Here is an 18519-nt window from a genome sequence, read left to right on the forward strand (position 1 = left end):
AAAGAGGCGCGATAAATCGCGCCTCTTTTTGTTTAGTTTATATTTCAAACTTACGCAGATATCGCATTGATAATGTCATACTGGGTAATAATTTCTATCTGCCCACGCTCATCTTCAACAAGTACGGCTATATTGTCTTTGTTGATCATGGTCGAGATCTTGTCGATAGATGTATTCAAATCAACAAACGGGAATGGGGCTGTCGAAATACTTTTAACCGGCTGCGATTTAATGCCGGGATTTTCCATCAGCGAATTCAGGATATCGCTCTCCGTGATTTTACCGATAACCATGCCGTGCTGCGTAACCGGTATCTGTGATATGTTAAGCGATTTGATAGTGTTAATAGCCTCCAAAACAGTTTTCTCGCAATCGATAGTAATAATCTCCTGGTTCTCCTTTTTGCTGATGATATGACGTGCTGTAAGCTTCTCCTCTTTCAGGAAACCGCGATCGCGCAACCAGTCATCATTATACATTTTACCAAGGTAACGTGTACCGTGGTCAGGGAAAATAATAACCACTACATCACCCTCTTTAAACTTATCCTTCAACTGTAGAGTACCAGCCACGGCAGATCCTGTTGAGTTACCTGCAAATATGCCTTCCTTACGCGCAATCTCGCGAGTCATCAGGGCAGCGTCTTTGTCAGTTACTTTCTCAAAATGATCTATCAGGTCAAAGTTTACGTTTTGTGGTAAAAAGTCTTCGCCAATACCCTCAGTTATATATGGGTAAATCTCGTTCTTGTCAAACTCGCCGGTCTCTTTGTATTTTTTAAATACCGAACCATAAGTATCAATGCCTAATACCTGTATGTTTGGGTTTTTCTCTTTTAAATACTTTGCAGTACCCGATATGGTACCACCGGTACCCACCCCTACTACCAGGTGTGTTATTTTGCCTTCGGTCTGCTCCCAAATTTCCGGACCGGTTTGCTCATAATGTGCCTGCGAGTTGCTCAGGTTATCATACTGGTTGGGTTTCCATGAATTTGGCACTTCAGCCTCTAACCTTGATGATACTGAATAGTAAGAGCGCGGATCTTCCGGCTCCACGTTAGTCGGGCAAACTATAACCTCGGCACCAAAGGCACGCAGCGCATCAAATTTTTCTTTTGATTGCTTATCGGTGCTGGTAAAAATACATTTGTAACCTTTTATAACGGCTGCAATAGCAAGCCCCATGCCTGTGTTACCAGATGTACCCTCAATGATGGTACCACCTGGCTTAAGTTTGCCGCTCTTTTCGGCATCCTCAATCATCTTAAGGGCCATGCGGTCCTTAATAGAGTTACCGGGGTTAGTGGTCTCTATTTTAGCCAGCACGGTTGCCGGGATATCTTTTACAACTTTGTTAAGCTTTACCAATGGTGTATGGCCAATGGTTTCCAATATGTTATTATGCCACATAATCTAATTGTCTACTAAGCCTGTATACAAACAGGGATGAGGCAAAATTACTAAATATTTCGGCAGCAGCCTGCATGGGCTGTTAAAGATTTGCAAGAGCTATCTCATAATAAGCCTTTGCAATAATCGCATCGGTAAAAACAGCGTGCGAGAGGACAATAAAGCAATGGAATAACATCCTGCCATTTTTTTGAACCAAACGCAGGGACGAGAAAGCATAGAAATTTTGTTGGCGTCAAAGAAAGAAATCTTTGACAACCAATCTCTAAGTATAATTTTAAAACTTAAGGTGCTTAACGGTTAAGCTGCCGTTTATGAGTTGCTTTAACGAGTCGATACCTACCCGCAGATGGGTTTCAACAAACTTTTCGGTAACTGATGAGTCGCTCTCTGCCGTTTTAACACCTTCCGGAATCATTGGCTGATCAGATACCAGCAACAATGCACCTGTAGGAATTTTATTGGCAAAGCCTGTTGTAAAAATGGTTGCCGTCTCCATGTCAACAGCCATTGCACGCAGGCTTTTCAGGTATTTTTTAAATTCCTTATCGTGCTCCCAAACGCGGCGGTTGGTTGTGTAGCATGTGCCTGTCCAATAATCGCGGGAGTTGTCGCGGATAGTTGTCGAGATGGCCTTCTGAAGAGCAAACGAAGGCAGTGCGGGCACTTCTGGTGGCAGGTAATCATTTGATGTACCTTCACCGCGAATAGCCGCTATGGGCAGGATAAGGTCGCCTACGTTGTTCTTTTTTTTAAGGCCACCGCACTTACCTAAAAATATAACTGCTTTAGGGTGTATGGCAGTAAGCAGATCCATTACGGTTGCAGCAACCGAGCTACCCATACCGAAGTTAATAATGGTAATGCCATTTGCGGTTACACTTTGCATAGGTTTTTCAAGACCCATAATAGGTGCATTATCGTTCCACTCCGAAAATAGCTGCAGGTATTTCGAAAAGTTGGTTAAGATAATATAATCACCAAACTGATCGAGCGGGCGGCCCGTGTAACGTGGCAGCCAATTGGCAACAATTGCCTCTTTTGTTTTTAAACCCGATTTTATTGGCGATTGAACTTCTCTTGGTTTTTTTCCGGTTGTCTCCGGGGCGTCTTTCTTTATATCTAATTCTTCGTTCATACTAATTTATGTTTTGGCCCGGGCGGGCACTGGTTTACAAAACCTTTTTATACAGCAAACCCCGGCGTTGCACCAGGGTTAGTGTTTTGTTATTGAGAATGTTACAAAGATAGCAAAAAGCTATGTCTTTGTCATTAAGCTACCTTTAATTTTTTAAGGTCGGATTTTTCAAACTTCTCCATAGCATAATCAAGCGTAACATTTAAGCGCTTAACATCCTTTTTTGATGGAAACTCAAACATGGCATCAATCATGATTGCCTCGCAAATTGAGCGTAAGCCACGCGCGCCAAGTTTAAACTCTACAGCTTTATCTACAATAAAATCTAACACATCGGTATCAAATTCTAACTTTACCCCTTCGTACTCAAACAGTTTTTTGTACTGCTTCAATAATGAGTTTTTTGGCTCAGTTAAAATATTGTGAAGGGCCTCCCTATCCAACGGGTTTAAATACGTTAATATAGGCAAACGGCCAATCAGTTCAGGAATTAAACCAAATGATTTAAGATCCTGCGGTGTGATGTATTTATAAAGGTTTTTCAGATCAATATCATCTGCATCGCCTTTCATTTTATAACCTACAGTTTGCGTACGCAGCCTGCCCGCAATTTTACGGTCGATACCATCAAAGGCGCCGCCGCATATAAACAGGATATTGCTGGTGTTAACCGTAATCATTTTTTGATCCGGGTGTTTACGGCCACCCTGAGGCGGTACGTTTACCATAGTACCCTCTAAAATCTTCAGTAGGGCTTGTTGTACACCTTCACCGCTAACATCGCGGGTAATGGATGCATTGTCGCTTTTACGGGCAATCTTATCAACCTCATCAATATATACAATGCCACGCTCGGCAGTGTTCACATCGTAGTCTGCAGATTGCAGCAAGCGGGTAAGTATGCTTTCAACATCCTCGCCTACATAACCTGCCTCAGTTAGTACTGTAGCATCGCAAATGCAGAAAGGCACATTTAATACCTTGGCAAGTGTTTTTGCAAGCAGTGTTTTACCGGTACCTGTTTCGCCCACCATAATGATGTTTGATTTTTCAATCTCAACCTCATCTTTATCAACACGCTGATTAAGGCGTTTGTAATGGTTGTAAACAGAAACTGCCAATACTTTTTTTGCATCATCCTGACCAATAATATATTGATCGAGATGTGCTTTTATTTCTGAAGGTTTAAGCACGGCCGGTGTTGCCGGAGATGCCTTCACCTTACGCACTTTCAACTCCTCGGCCAGTATCTCGTTTGCCTGGTTTACACATTTATCACAAATGTGCGCATCAAGACCGGCTATAAGCATCAGGGAATCCTGCTTACCTGCACCGCAAAACGAGCATCTGATCTCCTTGCTGTTCTTGTTCATCCTACCTATTGGTTAAAAGTGTAATTTAATTATTTGCTAATATAAAAACAATGCGCTGCAACTGTTTTACGTTACAACGCATTGCTATAACAAAATAATTGCTTATTGTTTGTTGCCTCTTAAAATTTCGTCAACCATACCAAACTCTTTTGCTTCTTCAGCAATCATCCAGTGGTCACGGTCTGATGCATCCCAAACCTTCTGGAAATCGGCACCGCTATGGTCTGCAATGATCTGGTATAACTCTTTTTTAAGTTTTGTGATCTCGTGATAAGTGATCTCGATATCAGATTGCTGGCCCTGAGCACCGCCTGATGGCTGGTGTATCATTACCCTTGAGTGTGGCAAAGCGGCACGTTTACCTGCTGTACCTGCGCAAAGCAATACAGCACCCATTGATGCAGCCATACCTGTACAAATAGTTGCCACATCATTTGATATAAACTGCATGGTATCATAAATACCTAAGCCGGCATATACCGAGCCACCCGGAGAGTTGATGTAGATCTGGATATCACGCTTCGCATCGGCCGATTGCAAAAACAGCAACTGAGCCTGTATAATGTTTGCGTTTTGATCATAGATGGCATCGCCAAGGAAAATAATACGGTCCATCATTAAACGTGAAAATACGTCCATGGCCTGTACATTTAACTGGCGCTCTTCAAGTATGTACGGTGTCATAGCCGTTGGCATTTTAACCCTATCTACACCGGCAATAAATTTATCTACATATAAGCTGTTGATGCGGTGATGCTTTACAGCGTATTTACGGAATTCATTTTTATCAATATTACTACTCATGATATTTGTTTGTTTTGAATCTTTTGTTTTTAGGTAATTGCGATAAATATAGTTTTAAGTTTGAATAAACATTAAAACTATAAAGTTTTTAAAAAGTAAAATAATGACCCTCAAATAGTCATTTTAAGTTGCCCTTTCTTTTAAATAATAAATAACAATTATTGGCATAAAACACAAAAGCACCTGCCTTTTGGGCAAATGCTTTTGGTAAAAGTGTATTAAGAAATACGGTATTAGTCTTGCAGTTTGTTAAAGTCTGTAAACAATATCTCTTTCTTATCAAGTGTGATAACGCTTTTGATGTAGTCAAACACCTTAACGGCTTTAACTTCTTCAAATATTTTGTTCGCGTTTTCTTTGTCTTGCAGGTATTGTACTGTATACTGGCCCAATTGCTCGTCAGATAATGACTGCTGGCTGTATAACCTGAATTGCTGATCTAAACTCATTTTTGCGTAAGCAAAAACCTCGTCGTATTTAATTTCGATTTTGTTATCAGTAATTATTTTGTTAGCAATCAGCGTCCATTTCAGGTTTTTCGCAAAATCAGCATAACCGCCTTCTAATTCTTCGTCGCTAAGTTTTTCGTTTGTAACTTTCAACCAGCGCTTCAAGAACTCGTCAGGCAATTCAAAGTTCACTTTTTCAAGGCTGTAGTTATAGATGTCGCTTTGCAGTTTACGCTCGCTATCCTGCTTCATCATACCTTCCAGCTCTTCGGTGATCTTCTCGCGGAAACCTTCTTCAGTAGTAACCACACCTTCGCCAAATATTTTATCAAAGAACTCCTGGTTCAAGTCCGACTCATCTAAACGGTTAACGTTCTTTACAGTCAGTTTGAAGTTTGATTGCAAATCGGCAGCTGCATCTTCTTCGATTTTTAATAAACCGGCAATTTTAGCAGCATCATTACCGTATGCTTTTTGCAAATCAATTGTTAACTCATCGCCCTTTTTTAAACCAATCAAAGATGCTTTGATAGCCTCGTCCTGGATCAGGTCTAAACGTACAGACGCTGTGTTGGTAATGCCACCCTCAAAAACAGAACCATCAGGAGAAAGCTGCACTAATTCTGACCAAAGTACATCCCCATCTGCCGATACGTCAGGATTTGTCATTTTGCCATAGCTGCGACGGATATTTTTGATACGTGATGCAAGCGTTTCGTCATCAACTTTTATTTCGTATTGGGTAAGTTTATCTTTTGAATCGAAATCGATTGTAAACTCAGGAGCCAAACCAATTTCGTAAGCAAATTCAAAATTGTCGTTAAAATCCCAGTTATAATCTTTCTCATCTTCGCCACGTTTTGGAAGCGGCTGGCCTAAAACTTCTAATTTCTCGTCTTCAAGATATTTACCTAAAGTATCGTTAAGCAGGTTATTGATCTCATCAACCAAAATGCTTTTACCGTACATTTTTTTAATGTGCGATGCAGGTACCATACCCTTACGGAAACCGGGAATGTTGGCCTTTTTAGCCTGGTCTTTAATGGCTTTTTCAACCCTTGGCTGGTAATCAGCCGGATCAATATTAATTTTTACAACCGCGTTCAGGTTGTCAATTTTTTCCTGTGCTATATTCATTTCTTTAACGGATATTTAAAAATCACTTGCAGCCATAAGTTACCCTATCGCAGCTTTTTAGAGGCGCAAAAGTACGAATAATTTTGAATATACACACTTGCAACTCGCTGAAATTTTAGCCGATAAAGCTTGCCTTTAGCTCATACCCTAACCCCAATAATAAAGGCCGGTAAACCGGCCTTTATAGAAGTACTTGCTTGCAGCCAGCACTTAATCAATTTTCTTAATTGTTGATGCACCTGTTTTTTTAGTGCTAACGTCTGATGGGGTGCCACGGTATTCAATTTCTGACGCACCGGTAGTGTTAACCGCAAGGCTGCTAAGTACATTAATACGGCAGTTGCTTGCACCTGTTGTTTCTATCTGGTACTTGCCTACAACAAAATCTAATGCTTCCAACTTGCCGCTACCGGTAAGGTCAACATCGTGGCTTGCGGCCTGCCCTTTAAGCATAATTTCTGTAGCGCCGCTGCCTTTTGTGAAAACGTTAGTTGCTTTTAATTCAAGGTCAACCTTTGATGCGCCGGATAAATCAATTTTCAGATCGCCAAAGTTAAGCACACCGTTATTTGTAAACTCAACTGCGCCTGCACCTTTCAAATCTTGCAGTTTACGGAAGTGTACAATAACCTCGATACCACTTTTGCTGCAAAGGTTTTTACTGTTGTGGATACGCAGGCGGCTACCGCTTACACCTGTTTGTATGTATTGCATCAGGTTATCATCTGCGTGTACAGTAACAGTGTTGGTGCTATCCTGCACCAGCGTTACCTTATAGCCGCCGTCAACCTCAAGGCGGTCAAATTCTTCAACCTTGCGGTTGTTATCTACCATGTTACCCGATCCTTTTTTACAGCGGGATTTGCATGATGTTAAGGTTACGGCAAATATGGCTGCCGACAATATGGTTAGTTTTAAGGCTAAGTTTTTCATGATATTTATTGTGTTTAAGTTTTGACTACCGTAAAGCGGCTGAAGTTACAGCTTAATAATTAAAAAAGCCATCGAAACCATCCGACAGCTTTTTAAGTGATGCAGCGGCCTTGCTGCTATTTGTTACAAACCGGCCAACTGGTTGCCTTTTGAAATTACTGAAGGTGACCCAATTTTAGTTGTGGTTGAATTTAAAGCTACAAAACCTTTGTGGTTGATGTTTGCAGCATCGGCGTACTTAATTGTGCAATCGTCGGCTGTGCCTGTAATAGTAGCTTTAGCGGCATCGTTAACGCTGATGTTTGCTGTGTAGGCATCAAGTTTAAGATTAGCAGTGGCGTTGTTGTACAATTGAACATCCAACTGGATTTTTGACAGGTTGCCAAATGATTTTACTTCGGCATTATCATAAGCGGTGATGGCGCGTAAATCATTTGCGGTTACCCAAACTACCAGTTTTTCGTTTTTGTATGAGGCAATGCGCAACACGCCGTCTTTACCTTGTATCAAAGCGTTTTCTGCATAATATTTATTGTAAACTTTTACCTGGTCGGCGTTGCCGTCTGATACGAAAAGCTCCACATTGCCATGCACCTCAATCTTGTTGATAGTGCTGATGTTTGTTAGCACGGTGCTTACTTCGCCTTCGGCTTTTACGGTGTTTGCGTTAGCGTTATTTTTAGTGGCTGCCATTGCCATAATCATTATAGCTGCGATGGTTAATACTTTAGTTTTCATGATATTAATATTTTGATTTTCAGTGAATTGATTTATGAACTTTAATTACACTTATAAGACGAACCACTGAAAGAAACGTTACAGCAATATGCCGCCTATTACGTGTATGGCGGGGTTATCACGGTAAGCGACGTGTATCTGTCGGTGAATTGGCAGTGGGCAGTGGGCAGTGGGCAGTGGGCAGTGGGCAGTGGGGAATAGCTTTCGTTTGTTTTAAATTAAAAATAATACTGTCGCGAGTTTACAACTCGTGACTAAAATAGCGTTAGCATTAGGCTGAAGGAAAGTTAAGCCGAGGCAACTCTTGCTAAGCTCGCATCAGTCAAAACATGAGATCACAAAAACAAAAACAGCCGCCCGTAAAGGCGGCTGTTTTAAATATATGTTGAACTTTTGCAAAAGTAGTGTTTACAAAGTAACCAGTTCCTGTTGTTGGCCGGCTTTGGCAAACTTGTTTATTTTGCTTGTGGTGTTTTCTGCCACAAGGTTGGTTTGGTTAACGGTTGATGACTGGTCTTGATCTATAGTGTAGTTTGTTACGCTACCGGTTAAATTTGCTGTCGCGCGGTTTTTTAAAGTAATGTTTGCCTGGTGAGCATCCAGATCCAACTTGGCGGATGCGCTGTTGTTAAGTGTAACATCTAACTGAATGGCAGACAAACTTCCGAATGATTTTACTTCGGCATTATCGTTTGCAGTGATTGCCCGTAAATCAGCAGCGGTTACCCAAACAACCAGTTTTTTGTTGGCGTATGATGAAATGCGTAACACACCGTCTTTACTTTGCACCAATGCATTTTCTGCATAGTATTTATTGTAAACTTTTACCTGGTCGGCAGTACCGTCAGACACGAACAGTTCTACGTTACCGTAAACCTCAATTTTGTTGATCTTGCTTACGTTGTTAAGAATGGTGCTGGCGTCGTCATTATTAGTTGGCGCAGTTGCTGCAAAAGATGAAGTAACGGTACCTATAGCTAAAGTGAAGATAGTGGCGATGGTTAAGAATGAAGTTTTCATGGTATTAATATTTTGATTGTGAGTTATTTAATTATTTCTTGTTTTTAAATACACCCATATGACGCCTCCATTTTTAAAACGTTACAACAACTTTTGGCCAAATAGATGTACGGGGCAATTGTGTCGGCGAACGCCGGATTTTAGGCGGTAAAAACGGAAAGTTTTTTTTGGGGAAGTAGGCGGCAGCATGGTCTATAACCCTACTCTAGTCATTCTGAGGGACGAAGAATCTTTAACGCTCCGTCAATTGCCGATTAAATGCTTCACTACGTTCGGCAAGACAGAAAATTGCTGTCGCACTGTGCAGTATGAGTTAATTTGAAAGTCAACTACAAATAATACCGTTCGCCATCGGTTTTAATCTTCCCGGCATCTAGCAGCATACGTATGGTGGCAATTTTCTCTTTTTCGTTGCCAAGCTTTATGCGGGTTACTAAATCATCCAAAGTACAGGCATCTTCACTCAGGTGCTTTACTATTTCGTTAGTAATATTGTCGAAAATCTCGGCAGCGTTTTGTTTGCGGCGCTCTTCGAGGCAAACATCGCAAACGCCGCACTTGGGCGCGTTATCTTCATCAAAATAAGCCAGCAGCATCTGGCTGCGGCATTTGTGGTGCTCGGCGTAAGCAAACACCGCCTCCATTTTGGCACGATAAGTTGCCTTGCGTTGTTCTATAAAGGCGCTATTGATGTACAGGTTTTGTGTGTGCTGTCGTGGCTTTAGCCAGGTAACCTGCGGCATATCTGTTTGTTGCAAATAGCTCAGCAAACCAAATTCATCCAGTTGCTTTAACCCTTCTATTACCTGCTGTGTGCTCATGCCGTTACGGCGCGCAACGTCAAATTCCTTAACCCTTACATAGTTTTCAAATGCTCCACCGTATGATCGCAGGAGCGTTTTAACAAATGGATCCCAACCCGGGTTCTGGATCTGGAAGTTATAAAGCTCCTCGTTCAGCACTTCAAACCTGTAGCGTGATGGCAGGTACACACTTTCGTTAAAGCTCAGATACTCGTCCTGTTCCAAAAACTTAAGGGCGTTGAGGGTTTTAATGGCATCCAGCTTAAAGCGGCTGCAAAACTCGCCAATGTCAAGATCAAAACTCACACCCTCGCCGGTTTCATAAGCTACCTGGCAGTAATTGGCCAATTGATGATAAACCTGCTTTATTTCCTCGACAGATGGAAAATTCAGGCTAAACATTTTCTCCTGTCGTAAGCGGTCGGCATAGTTATAAAGCAAAACACCATAGGCCTTTTGCTCATCCCTGCCACCCCGGCCCGCTTCTTGGTAATAAGCTTCAAGGCTTTCGGGTGCATCCTTGTGTATAACAAACCTAACGTCGGGCTTGTCAATCCCCATCCCAAACGCATTAGTTGCTACAATGATACGCGTGCGGTTATTTTTCCAGGCTTCTTGCTTCTCTGCCCGATCATCGGCTGAAAGGCCTGCATGGTAGTAATCGGCCCTGATGCCGTTCTCATTATAAAATTTAGCAATCTCGGCCGTCTCGCGGCGGCTGCGTACGTACACTATACCGCTGCCTTTTATGCCGTTGGCCACATCCAGTAGCTTACGGGCCTTGTTTTCGGTATGCTGTACTACGTAGCTCAGGTTTTTACGCTCAAAGCTTTTTTGATAAACACGTGCTTTTGTAAATGAAAGTTTTTGTTGGATATCCTCACGCACCTGCGCCGTGGCCGTGGCCGTTAACGCCAATACAGGCACTTCAGGATGCAGTTCGCGTAAATCAGCAATATGAAGGTATTGCGGACGAAAATCATACCCCCATTGCGATATGCAATGCGCTTCATCAACCGCAATCAGGTTGACATCCATATACCTGATGCGTTCGCAAACCAGCTCGGATAAGAGGCGCTCGGGCGATAGGTAAAGGAATTTGACAGGCCCGTAAATACAATTATCTAAAGCAATATCCACCTCACGCTTGCCCATTCCGGATACGATAGCGATAGCGCTGATGCCTTTTTCTTTCAGATTCTCCACCTGATCCTTCATCAAGGCAATGAGCGGCGATACTACGATGCAAATACCTTTTTTAACAAGCGCCGGTATCTGAAAACAAACAGACTTACCTCCGCCTGTTGGTAACAGCGCCAACGTATCATGGCCTTCCAACACCGACGTAATGATCTCCTCCTGCATCGGCCGGAAGGCATCATGCCCCCAATATTGTTTAAGTATTTCGCGTGGTGTCATTAAGTTCGTTCACGAACAAAGCCCGTCAGTTTTGGCGGGCTTTGTAAATATGATTTCCGGAAAACCGGCGATTTGAATATTATCTTGAAGCGATATCAGTGTAATCCCTGTCAACTGCGCCAACATAAATCTGGCGAGGACGGCCGATAGGCTCCTTGTTGGTTTTCATCTCCTTCCATTGCGCAATCCATCCCGGTAAACGGCCCAGTGCAAACAGCACTGTAAACATTTCGGTAGGGAAACCTAAAGCCGTATAGATGATACCTGAGTAAAAGTCAACGTTAGGGTAAAGCTTACGCTCAACAAAGTATGGATCGTTCAGGGCAACTTCTTCCAATTTCTTGGCAATCTCTAAAGTTTCGTCTTGTACGCCTAATTTTTCAAGTATATCGTCGCATGCTTTTTTGATGATCTTAGCACGCGGATCAAAGTTTTTGTAAACACGGTGGCCAAAACCCATCAGTCGGAACGAATCGTTCTTGTCTTTTGCTTTAGCAACCCACTTATCAACATCACCGCCGTCTTCTTTAATTTTTTGAAGCATCTCTACCACCGCCTGGTTGGCTCCACCGTGAAGCGGACCCCAAAGTGCCGAAATACCTGCCGATATAGAAGCATATAAGTTAGCATCAGACGAACCCACAATACGCACGGTAGATGTTGAGCAGTTTTGCTCATGATCGGCATGCAATATCAGTAACTTGTTCATGGCACTAACCACAACAGGGTCTATCTCTACGTCTTCAGTACGTTGCCCAAAAGTCATATGCATGAAATTGGTTACGTAATCAAACTTATTTTTAGGATAGATAAACGGATGGCCAAGTGATTTTTTGTAAATCCATGAAACGATGGTGCTCATCTTGGCAATCAATTTAATGATCTCCATGTTGATCTCTTCGGCGCTTGAACCCTGCTTAAGCGAAGCCGGGTTAAAAGCTGCCAGTGCACCAATCAAGGCCGATAGCTGCCCCATTGGGTGCGAGCCTGATGGGAAACCATCAAAAAACTTCTTCATATCCTCGTGCACAAGGGTATGCAGGCTTATTTCGCGCTCAAAGTTTTTAAGCTGATCGGCGGTTGGCAGTTCGCCGTATATTAAAAGGTAAGCAACCTCAATAAAAGTTGATTGCTCTGCAAGTTGTTCAATAGGGTAACCACGATATTTTAACACCCCTACCTCACCATCTAAAAAAGTTATAGCACTTTTTGTGGCGCCTGTATTTTTGTAGCCAATATCAAGTGTAACGTAGCCGGTTTGGTCGCGAAGTTTTGAAATATCAAGTGCCTTCTCGCCCTCAGTGCCCTCAATTACAGGAAGTTCGAATGTTTTATCTCCAATTTTTAATTGTGCGGTTTCAGACATAGAAAAAATAGATTTGCAACAAATGTAATTAAATCTGCGTATTAATAGCCTTTAAGATATATTTACTGTTTGTAATATTATTATTAACAAGAATATCGCTTTTAAGCCCTTATTGTTTGATCAAACTTTTAAAATTCTTCGTGGTATATGTCATTTAAGGATAGGGCGCTGTTGTTGCTTGATAACGACAATACCATATACAGGCTACTATTAACCGGCCTTCTGGTTGCTGCGCCATCGTTACATTATCTTTGCTTTGATAATTCATACGACCCATGGTGGCTACGTAGCATACAAGCCTTCTGCTGCGCAATAAGCCTGGCACTGTCCTTTAGCAACCGCAAAACACTATACAAAGCCGCTACCTATGTAACCATTGTTGTTTACATCGATATAAATAATTGCCTGCTACTGGGGGTTAACGGCTTTAAGCATGTTTACCTTTTTAGTGCCATCACCATATTTATTGCGCTAACACTTTTTTGTAAAAAAGGCTGGGAGTTTGTTACCATTACAGCTGTTAATACGGCATCTGTGTTTACGGCGTGCCTTATTGCGCCCCGCCTGTTCATATCTACGCCTGCATTAGTTATACTTTTTATAGTTTTCACGCTGATAGCCTATGTATCATTCATGGTAACGCGCAGTTACCAGCTTCAGTTTAAGAAGGCCATTAATAAGGTACTTTACCTTAACGAGTCGTTTCGCGAAAGCCAGCAACGTATGCATGCGCTCATCAGCTCGGCTAATGACACTATACTTGAGTTTGATGAAAAACATATCTGCATAAACGTTTGGCTCGCTCCCCAAACGCCCGAGTACCTAAAAGCCGAAATTTTCTTAAACAAAACGCTTTTAGAGGCTATCGGACCCGAGCGCTCAAAGCCCTTGCTTGAGGCTTATAACTACGTTTTAGACCACAAGCAAACCCATAGTGTAGAGTTCGAGTCAAAGTATGGCCAACCAGGCTGGTATGTGGCAAAGGCTTCCCCCATCATTGATGTGAACGGAACATACAGTAACCGAATAGCGATATCGGTGGCAGATATAACCGCCCAAAAAAAGCAGCAGCAAGCACTTACACAAAGCGAAAGTTTGCTGCAGCAAGCCCAGGCAATTGCCAAAACCGGTAACTGGTGGTATAATAGTGAAACAGGCGAAAATTATTGGTCGGACAACTTATACAAGACGCTTGAAATTGACAGCATATCGGCCGGGCTTAAAAAGTTTGAATACTATACAAGCCTTGTGCATCCTGATGACAAAGACAGGGTTGTAGCCTGGTTTGCAGACATCAATGCCGATACCAAAACGAGTATCGACCATAAACTGGTGACGCCAAAGGGCAACGTTAAATATATACGTATACTAAGGGGAGATATTTTTAAAAATGCCGATGGCAGTTTAAAACATGTGGTTGGCATTATACAGGATATCACCGAAACTAAACTAAGCGAAAAGGCTGTAAAGCTAAGCCAAAAGGAATTGATGGAAGCCCAAGCCATTGCCAAAATTGGCAACTGGAAGTGGGACACTAAAGCGATGGTTTTATCATGGAGCGATGAGATCAATTCGATATTCGAGATTAAAACGCAGCCGCTGCCATCATCATTACTTGGCAGAGTACTACTTAAATACGTACATCCGGATGATAAATATATAGTGTCATACATGTTCAGCTCGCCTGATAATGATGGCATATCGTACGAATTCAGGATCATCACGCCCAAAGGCAACCTCAAGTACATCAGTGTAATTGCGGGTAAGCTCATGTACCGCGAAGATGGTAGCTTGCGCAAAGTAATTGGTACATTACAGGATATAACGCAACGCAAACAAGCGGAGATTGACTATCGCCGTACCGAGAACAAATACCGCCTGGTGCTCGAAACTATTAAACTTGCTGCCGTATCGCTTGATGCTAAAGGCAATATTATATTTTGCAATAAATATTTAGCCAATCTGCTTGGCTACACACCTACCGAACTGCTTGGCATGAACTGGATGAATAATTTCGTGCCTAAAGATTTAAGCGAAGTTATTAACGGCTGGTTTAAAAACAATATCATTAAGGCGCACTACGTAAACCCTGTTATTTGTAAAAATGGCGAGGAACGCATTATTAGCTGGCAAAACACCGTAAGCTTTGACGAGTATGGCAACGTCAAAGAAACTACCAGCATTGGCGAGGATATAACACTTGAGCAAAAAGCACGGCAGGAATTGATATCAGCCAAGGAACAGGCCGAGCGTTCTTCGCACTTTAAATCGGAGTTCCTCTCTATTATGAGTCATGAGATCCGCACGCCAATGAATGCGGTTATTGGCACTACCAACCTGCTACTATCCGAGAACCCTAAACCAGAGCAGCTTGAGTACCTCAACACGCTTAAGTTTAGCGGCGAGAACTTGCTTAATATCATCAACGACATACTTGACTACAACAAGATGGAGGCCGGCAAGCTGCAGTTGAGTCATGCGCCGTTTAATCTGCATCAGCTCGCGCAAAATATTAAGCAATCGTTTTATGCGAAGGCTGTGGAGAAAAACCTTGAACTTGAGCTGATAGGTGATGATGCTATGCCCGATATGCTGATGGGCGACAGCCTGCGACTGGGGCAAATACTTATAAATCTGGTTAACAATGCGATCAAGTTTACCGAGGCGGGCAAGGTTACTATTGCCATGAAGTGTAAGCAACTAAACAGTGAAGAAGTACAAATTGCCTTTAAAGTTGCTGATACAGGCATTGGTATATCGGCGGAGAGCCTTGAAATAATTTTTGACCCCTTTATACAGGAAGACCAGGTAATTAACCACAACTACGGCGGTACGGGGCTGGGGCTGGCCATTACCAAGCGCTTGGTTGAGCTTTATCATAGCACCATAGATGTAACAAGCGAGTTGGGCAAGGGTACCGAATTTACCTTTGCTATAGTATTTAAGGTGGCTGCGTCTGCTACGCCAATAAACAACACGATTGTAGCAGATATTCTGCCGCCAAACCTATCAGGCATGAATATTTTGGTGGTTGATGATAACAAAATGAACCTGATGATCGCCTCAAAATTTCTACGTAAGTGGGATGCACAGGTTGATGAAGCCATTAACGGGCAAATTGCCGTTGACATGGCGTTGGCAAATAATTACGACATGATTATTATGGATTTGCAGATGCCTGTAATGGATGGCTTTGAGGCAACCACAATTATAAAACAGCGCTATCCTGCCCTGCCCATAATTGCTTTTACTGCTGATGCCATGCCCGAAACCCACGCCAAAGCCTACGAAGCTGGCATGTGCGATTACCTTACCAAGCCATTTGTGCCCGATACGCTGTTTGGAAAGATATCCAAACACCGCCTCAATACGGAAGCACCAACGGCTCAATAAAACAACTAATTTGTGCGGATAGCTTCTACCGGGTCAAGCTTGGAGGCGAAGTAGGCAGGTATAATACCTGATATGATTCCAATTATTACAGATATGCTCATACCGTTTATCACGTTTTTGGCAAACAGTTCTATCTGTACCCCGGCGGCGGCTTGCACTGCAAATGTGCCTAAGTAAACCATAAGCAAGCCGATAAGCCCGCCCATAATGCAAAGCGCTACAGATTCGAGCAAAAATTGAAGCAATATAAAGTAGTTTTTGGCACCAAGAGATTTTTGTATACCTATGATGTTTGTACGTTCTTTAACAGACACGAACATAATGTTAGCAATACCGAAACCACCTACCAATACCGAAAATATACCAATAATACCCCCTGCCACGTTTACAACGCCGAATAACTTATCGAGCTGGTTAGTTATTACGCTGGACTTGTTTAGTGAAAAGTCCTCTTCGGCACCAGGGCGAATGCTGTGGATTGACCTCATCAGTCCTTTTATCTCACTCTCAACCTCATCGTCGCTTAAATTATCATAACCACGCACCACTATTGACGGACCATACTTTTCGTTCTGAATGTCAATAACGTTTTTAGCAAAGTTTAACGGCAAAAGAATTTGCTTATCTGTCGAGATCCCCAGCATGTCTTCACCCTGTTTGTCAAACACGCCTATAACAGTTAGCTTACGCCCCATAATTTTGATTTGCCTGCCTATTGCATCGCCGCCTGGAAACAAGTTCTCGGCAATATCAAAACCGATAATGGTTACAGGAGCCCCCGTGCGCGACTCAATATCGGTAAAGTACCTCCCATCGGCAAAGTCAAAATTTCGTACCTTATCATGCTCGTGAGATACGGCATCAATCTGGGCGCCATCAACCGTGTTACTGCCGTATTTAACGGTGCGGTTGTCAATACTGATTTCATAGGCAATTGCCTTGGCTGTCTGGCTTCGGCGACGCAACTGTTCATAGTCGCGTAGTTTGGGCACCGGGCGCTGCATGTATTTCCACCACGGAAAATCGCCCTCGCTTACCCAGGGCCACTTCTCAACATAAATACTATTATTACCCAGTTTATTAACGCTTTTTTGCAAGTTGTTGCGCAAGGTATCAACAGCCGAATACACGGCAATAATAGTAAAGATACCTATGCTTACGCCCAGCAGGGATAGCATGGTGCGGAGTTTATTTTGCCTTAATGCATCGTAAGCAAACAGGAAACTTTCTCTGATAAGTTTTAATACGATCATATAACGGCTTTATTTTTAAAGTGCTTTATAAGTGCAAACAACATCGGTTAGACTGCGTTAAAGCATTTAAGTTACAGCCAAATATATGTTTTGGTACAACACTTAAAATCAGCCATTTCTAATAAGGTGGCAAAAAATAATAAAATAAACGTACATTTGCGCCCTTAAAATTCGTTATTTAAACATGAAATTATCTCAATTTAAATTCAACTTACCTGAATCTTTAATTGCCCATTCGCCATCTGATAAACGTGACGAGTCCCGCCTAATGGTTTTACACCGCGACTCGGGCAAAATTGAGCATAAGATATTTAAAGACGTGCTGGATTATTTTGACGACCAGGACGTTATGATACTTAACAACACCAAAGTATTCCCGGCACGTATGTACGGTAACAAAGAAAAAACCGGTGCTACCATCGAGGTTTTTTTGTTGCGCGAATTGAACAAAGAGTTACGCCTTTGGGATGTTTTGGTTGATCCGGCTCGTAAAATACGTGTAGGTAACAAATTATACTTTGGTGATGACGATTTGCTTATTGCCGAGGTTGTAGATAACACTACATCACGTGGACGTACTATACGTTTCTTGTTTGACGGCACCGACGAGGAGTTTCGCCGTAATGTGGAGATCCTTGGTGAAACACCGCTGCCAAAATACATTAAACGTAAAGCTACCGCAGACGATAAAGAGCGTTACCAAACCATTTTTGCTAAACACGAAGGTGCCGTGGCCGCCCCTACTGCAGGCTTACATTTCAGCCGTGAGCTGATGAAGCGCCTTGAATTAAAAGGTGTTGAGTTTGCAGAAGTTACATTGCATGTTGGTTTAGGTACCTTCCGCCCGGTTGAGGTGGAGGATTTAACCAAGCACAAAATGGACTCTGAGCAGTTTATTATTGAGCAGAAACAAGCAGACATTGTTAACCGTGGTATTGAGCGCAAAAAACGTGTTTGTGCTGTTGGCACCACATCAATGCGCACTATTGAGTCGGCCGTATCTGCAAATAAAACTTTGAAAGCAGCTAACGACTGGACCAGCAAGTTCATTTTCCCGCCGTATGAGTTTAGCATCGCCAACTCAATGATAACCAACTTCCATACACCAGAGTCTACGTTATTAATGATGATTTCTGCATTTGGCGGTTACGAGCACGTAATGAATGCTTACGAAGTGGCCGTTAAAGAAAAATATCGTTTCTATAGCTACGGCGACGCCATGCTTATCATCTAAGCATTAGCTTAGGCATGTGATATAAAATTTGAGATATGGGCTAACAC

Annotated in this window: 13 protein-coding genes; 2 read left to right on the plus strand and 11 right to left on the minus strand. The window is 42.4% G+C overall.

What is annotated here, in order from left to right; genetic code table 11:
• Positions 1-50: 50 nt before the first annotated feature.
• The 10 genes from FPZ43_RS12390 to FPZ43_RS12435 form a co-directional block, all read right to left on the minus strand.
• Entirely contained in the window at positions 51-1412 is a 1362-nt protein-coding gene (locus FPZ43_RS12390) for a pyridoxal-phosphate dependent enzyme (protein ID WP_146382234.1), read from the minus strand.
• A gap of 277 nt (positions 1413-1689) precedes the next feature.
• A complete protein-coding gene (locus FPZ43_RS12395; RefSeq protein ID WP_146382235.1) occupies positions 1690-2550 on the minus strand; it encodes an AMP nucleosidase in 861 nt (286 codons plus the stop codon).
• A gap of 134 nt (positions 2551-2684) precedes the next feature.
• Positions 2685-3923, minus strand: coding sequence for an ATP-dependent Clp protease ATP-binding subunit ClpX (gene clpX, locus FPZ43_RS12400; RefSeq protein WP_146382236.1), 1239 nt, complete (start codon positions 3921-3923; stop codon positions 2685-2687).
• Between the two features lie 102 nt (positions 3924-4025).
• Complete coding sequence (locus FPZ43_RS12405) at positions 4026-4727, minus strand: ATP-dependent Clp protease proteolytic subunit (RefSeq protein WP_146382237.1); 702 nt, start codon at positions 4725-4727, stop codon at positions 4026-4028.
• Between the two features lie 233 nt (positions 4728-4960).
• Complete coding sequence (gene tig, locus FPZ43_RS12410) at positions 4961-6313, minus strand: trigger factor (protein WP_146382238.1); 1353 nt, start codon at positions 6311-6313, stop codon at positions 4961-4963.
• 210 nt (positions 6314-6523) lie between these two features.
• A complete protein-coding gene (locus FPZ43_RS12415; RefSeq protein ID WP_146382239.1) occupies positions 6524-7246 on the minus strand; it encodes a head GIN domain-containing protein in 723 nt (240 codons plus the stop codon).
• A gap of 123 nt (positions 7247-7369) precedes the next feature.
• Positions 7370-7984, minus strand: coding sequence for a GIN domain-containing protein (locus tag FPZ43_RS12420; RefSeq protein ID WP_146382240.1), 615 nt, complete (start codon positions 7982-7984; stop codon positions 7370-7372).
• Between the two features lie 408 nt (positions 7985-8392).
• Positions 8393-9004: a GIN domain-containing protein gene (locus tag FPZ43_RS12425; protein ID WP_146382241.1), complete on the minus strand. Its 612-nt coding sequence runs from the start codon at positions 9002-9004 to the stop codon at positions 8393-8395.
• Between the two features lie 329 nt (positions 9005-9333).
• Positions 9334-11226, minus strand: coding sequence for a RecQ family ATP-dependent DNA helicase (locus FPZ43_RS12430; protein WP_146382242.1), 1893 nt, complete (start codon positions 11224-11226; stop codon positions 9334-9336).
• Positions 11227-11305: 79 nt separating this feature from the next.
• Positions 11306-12592: a citrate synthase gene (locus FPZ43_RS12435; RefSeq protein WP_146382243.1), complete on the minus strand. Its 1287-nt coding sequence runs from the start codon at positions 12590-12592 to the stop codon at positions 11306-11308.
• A 147-nt stretch (positions 12593-12739) separates the two neighbouring features.
• Here FPZ43_RS12435 and FPZ43_RS12440 point away from each other — a divergent pair, with 147 nt between their 5' ends.
• Positions 12740-15985, plus strand: a complete 3246-nt coding sequence (locus FPZ43_RS12440; protein WP_146382244.1) for a PAS domain-containing hybrid sensor histidine kinase/response regulator — start codon at positions 12740-12742, stop codon at positions 15983-15985.
• A gap of 5 nt (positions 15986-15990) precedes the next feature.
• Here FPZ43_RS12440 and FPZ43_RS12445 read toward each other — a convergent pair whose 3' ends face one another.
• On the minus strand, positions 15991-17238 hold the full coding sequence (locus tag FPZ43_RS12445) for an ABC transporter permease (RefSeq protein ID WP_146382245.1): 1248 nt from the start codon (positions 17236-17238) through the stop codon (positions 15991-15993).
• A gap of 184 nt (positions 17239-17422) precedes the next feature.
• Between FPZ43_RS12445 and queA the strand changes: the two genes are divergently transcribed.
• Positions 17423-18472, plus strand: a complete 1050-nt coding sequence (gene queA / locus FPZ43_RS12450) for a tRNA preQ1(34) S-adenosylmethionine ribosyltransferase-isomerase QueA (protein WP_146382246.1) — start codon at positions 17423-17425, stop codon at positions 18470-18472.
• Positions 18473-18519 lie beyond the last annotated feature (47 nt).

The sequence above is a fragment of the Mucilaginibacter pallidiroseus genome (genome assembly GCF_007846085.1).
GTDB lineage: Bacteria > Bacteroidota > Bacteroidia > Sphingobacteriales > Sphingobacteriaceae > Mucilaginibacter > Mucilaginibacter pallidiroseus.